The 4,147-nt window shown below is 41.1% G+C and carries 5 protein-coding genes; 1 reads left to right on the top strand and 4 read right to left on the bottom strand.

Features of this window, described 5'->3' with window-relative positions:
* Both AC06OU_RS15625 and AC06OU_RS15630 read right to left on the bottom strand, forming a co-directional pair.
* On the bottom strand, positions 1-358 hold a 358-nt coding region (locus AC06OU_RS15625; RefSeq protein ID WP_475857002.1), incomplete at its 3' end, for an ABC transporter permease.
* The gene (locus tag AC06OU_RS15630) at positions 355-1,266 is read right to left on the bottom strand and encodes an ABC transporter ATP-binding protein (protein ID WP_475857004.1); all 912 of its coding nucleotides are present in this window, start codon (positions 1,264-1,266) and stop codon (positions 355-357) included. The genes AC06OU_RS15630 and AC06OU_RS15625, both read right to left, overlap by 4 nt.
* Positions 1,267-1,469: 203 nt before the next feature.
* Here AC06OU_RS15630 and AC06OU_RS15635 point away from each other — a divergent pair, with 203 nt between their 5' ends.
* A complete protein-coding gene (locus tag AC06OU_RS15635) occupies positions 1,470-1,838 on the top strand; it encodes a DUF4181 domain-containing protein (RefSeq protein WP_475857006.1) in 369 nt (122 codons plus the stop codon).
* Positions 1,839-2,249: 411 nt separating this feature from the next.
* On the opposite strand, the gene AC06OU_RS15640 is transcribed toward AC06OU_RS15635, so the two are convergent.
* A complete protein-coding gene (locus AC06OU_RS15640) occupies positions 2,250-3,614 on the bottom strand; it encodes a HAMP domain-containing sensor histidine kinase (protein ID WP_475857008.1) in 1,365 nt (454 codons plus the stop codon).
* The coding region (locus AC06OU_RS15645; protein ID WP_475857010.1) for a response regulator transcription factor at positions 3,611-4,147 on the bottom strand (537 nt) is incomplete at its 5' end. The genes AC06OU_RS15640 and AC06OU_RS15645, both read right to left, overlap by 4 nt.

Raw genomic sequence — 4,147 nt, forward strand, 5'->3', positions numbered from 1 at the left:
CGAGCAAGGAAGACACGAATAGTAAGCTGGCTAAAACCGTGAACTTCGATAAATACACTTCCATTTTGGAGACCGGCAATGAAATCAGCTGCTTCCATGCATTCGTCTCATTTTCTATACTTGCTATAAATGAAGTCAAAATGGCGATTCCTAACACAAGCGCCAAGGGGGTAAACGAGTGTACGTTTGCTAAATAATATCCCCAATCATCGTCACTTTGCTTTAGTAAATAATCCTTCCGTACGCCGTAGTTGACCATTTGCAATGCAATCACTCCGAACGGACCTAAAAATGCTAGAAACCATAGCCCTTTTCGCTTTATTTTCAAAAAGTCTGCCTTTATCAGTTTTCCAATCATACGACCTTCTCCTCTGCGGTCATTTGAAGGAATGTATCCTCTAACGATCTTTTTTCCTCTTCCACTCGGTAAATGGAGTAGCCTCCGTGCACGAGGGTATGGATCGCTTTCGATACTTTTTCATCGGAATGCTCAGACAGTAGAATGATGCCGTCCTGCCACTCTGCTTTTATGCCGTTTCCTAATAACGAACGCCATGCCTGCTCACTATTACTCACCTTCAGTAAAATCTTTTGCTTAGCATGCATGCGGAGAGCCTCGATGGAATCCTGGTAAATCATTTTTCCTTTTGAAACGATTCCAACGGTCGTTGCCATTTGGTCAATCTCGGACAATAAATGACTGGAGATTAAAATAGTCATCCCAGTTTCAGCGGGTAGCTGTTTAATCAGGTTGCGAATTTCGATAATCCCGGATGGGTCCAGCCCGTTCGTTGGCTCATCTAATATTAATAGCTCCGGACTGTTTAATAGAGATGCCGCTATCCCTAGGCGTTGCTTCATTCCCAACGAGAATCCTTTAACCTTTTTATTGGCCACCTCAGATAATCGGACAATCTCTAAAACCTCGTGGATTCTTGTTTTCGATACCCCTAGGATCTTCCGTAACGCCTCTAAATTTTCATACGCCGTTAAATGGGGATAATAGGATGGGTTCTCTACTAGGGAACCCACTCTTTTTAAAATATTGATGCGCTCTTTATGTAAATCCTTTTCAAAGATTTGAATCGTGCCGGACGACGCCTTCATCAGCCCTAATAGCATACGGATGGTCGTTGTTTTGCCTGCTCCATTCGGTCCTAAAAATCCGTAAATTTCTCCCTTACGTATTTTCATATTCAGCCCTTCTACGGCTACTTCTTTTCCAAAACGCTTCGATAAATTATTTGTTTGTACTACATATTCCATTTCCCTCACCTCTTTATCTATGTTAAAGATGAAAGGTTAAAAGAACGTAAGGGGAAAGGTTAAATTTTGTTTAAAAAATAGTGGTGGGAATGGGGTGCTGACAATGTGAGCTTGTTATATTAAAAGTATTTGAATATTCAGGTATTTATTGTGTTAAAATACATTATATAGAAATGAACGTTTCAGGTAGAAAGGGGTGTTGAATGATGACTGTCGATATGTATATTGCTTTAGTTTTTTTATTAATGGTTATCAGTTTCGTTTTACAGTACTTTTTAAGACGGAAATATAACATTACTACTCCTGATAGGTTTTTTAAATTTGTGAATAATACACATAAATGGATAGAAATATTCTTGTTTGTTCTAGTAATTATTATCATTGGTTTATTTTGGTTTGTGCAGCATTGGGTATGGGTCTATTTACTAATTGCTATTGGCGTTGTTTTACTTAGTCTCCGCGCTTATGTAGAATATAAATACGAACGAGAAGAAAGACAATATATTATTACCCTTGTCAATCTTGTAACCTCTTGTGTACTCTTTGGTCTATTATTGGTTAATTATAGCTGACAATGATTGTAGAAAATAAGGCAAAGGAAAAACGCATAGACGTAATGGTCTATGCGTTTTTCGGTTACTTATTTAGTTATATTTTTTCTCATACTGCATTACTTGTATTTCTTCCACTTGATCTTCTTTGACTGACCGATTATTCGAGGAAACCGACCGATTTTTGTTCCGAACCGACCGATTATTCGAAGAAACCGACCGATTTTTGACCCGAACCGACCGATTATGAGCAAAAACCGACTGATTCCTATTAAAAAGGCCACCTTGGTAGGCTTATCACCCTTGTAGATTCTGGTACCTAGAGTGTTAACAAGAATCCCGATTGTACAATGTGAAATATGCAGAATAAAACGCATAGATGTAAGGATCTATGCGTTTTTCGGTTACTTATTCAGTTATTCTCATACACCATTACTTGTATTTTTTCAATTTGATAGTCGTTCCCTTTTCACTAGACTCCATGTCCCAGTCCAGCTTCATGCCCTTCACCATCATATCCACGATGGATAAGCCTATTCCTGCTCCAGCTTCATCGGATTCGTTTTTCATGCCTTTCCCTCTGTCGGAAATAACGATAGCATCGTATTGGTCGGTAGTTTCCGTTTTGACGCAAACATAAGCCCCATTCTTTGCATGGCGAAGCACGTTTTGCAATAAATTATCTAGTATACTCCCTAACCAAATCGGGTCAATTCTCCAGTTATTTTGTGCAAAAGGGACCAAGTGGACGTCCACTTCAAACCCTTCCTTTTCGAATACGGGATACCATAAAGCTAGACATTCCTTTACATAGCGGACAACGTCCATTTCCTTCGACTCAAATTTGTATTTACTAGCCATGAGCAGCGTATATGACATCAGATTTTCAATGAGTCTGTCCACATTCACAACCGAGGACTCAAGCGATTGGATCGCTTTCTTTCCTTCGTCAGATAAATCCTCTTTTGCAATCGAATACGCTTGAGCTCTTATTTTCGTTAATGGAGTACGCAAGTCATGAGACAGATTGGCGATCAGCTCTCTACGTAGCTGCTCCTCCTTCTGTTCGCGCTGCTTGCTTTCCCTCAGCTCACCTACCATTTGATTGAATGTCTTTTCAAGCTGTCCGATCTCGTCCTTCTTTTTCACCGGAATCCCAATTGGCAGCCCGTCTACATCCCGTATTTCCATTGCCTCCTGTAAATGCAATAACCGCTTTCGAATGCTTCGAAAGAATAGAAAGGACATGAATAGGAACAGGAAAATGATAGCCATCACACCTGTTATGAAAATGAGTCCATATCTGTCATACATATTGGCAAGTGGCGGATCAAACTCGGACCTTGGCAGCTCGAGTACAACGAAGCCGTTCGTCTCATCTTGTCCGACAAATGCAATAACCGTAAAAGGGTTCCCTCCATAACGCTGTTTGATAAACTTTGCCGTATAGGCAGGCGACCACTCTGCAGGAAGCCCATCCTGTGCATCCTTTTGGCTCGCGAGTTTCCCTTGTCCATCCACCCAAAACATGGATGCTCGTGGATACTGCTCCTTCCAACGTTCAAAAACCTGTTGAACGGATTCGATTGTGGCGTTTTGCATTGCGTTTGCTTCCTGATGCCATTTGTCCTCTACTGCATTTTCCTCAACCGCACCTTTATTTTGCGTTTCCCCAGAATTATAGGAAACACCAAACACAAACAAGGCAATAATCAAGTATGCAGCCTGAACGATAAACATCGCTAACAAAATCAGCAGCATATACTTTGCTAGTAAGGATTGGAATAATCTCTTCATAGTTTTACCCTATATCCTATACCGCGGATTGTTTCAATAATGGTCGGCTTCGCCGGGTTCTGTTCAATTCTTTCCCGTAAGTAACGAATATGAACCATCAGCGTCTTATCCCCCTCCATGTATCGCTCTCCCCAAACCCCTTCATACAGCTGTTCCTTCGTTAGGATTTGATTGAGATGACGAATAAAAAATTGTAGCAGATGATACTGCTTGCCAGTTAACTGGATTTCTTCATTCGTCTCATTGTCCACTATGCGCATATCCTTAGTATGTATGGTCAGATGCTGAAGTCTCAATACATCTTCATTTTTTTGGTATCTCCGTAATAGGACCTCAACACGAGCAGCCAGCTCATCCGGATGAAACGGCTTCGTCAAATAATCATCTGCAAAATTAAGCCCCTCTATCTTATCGTCCACCGCGGTCCGCGCCGAAAGCATTAAAATAGGCAGGTCCCCCTTCTCCTTCTTCATGCGCCGTCCAATCGAAAAGCCATCCAGCCCTGGAATCATCACATCCAAAATAGCAAGATC

Source organism: Psychrobacillus sp. (assembly GCF_056205495.1).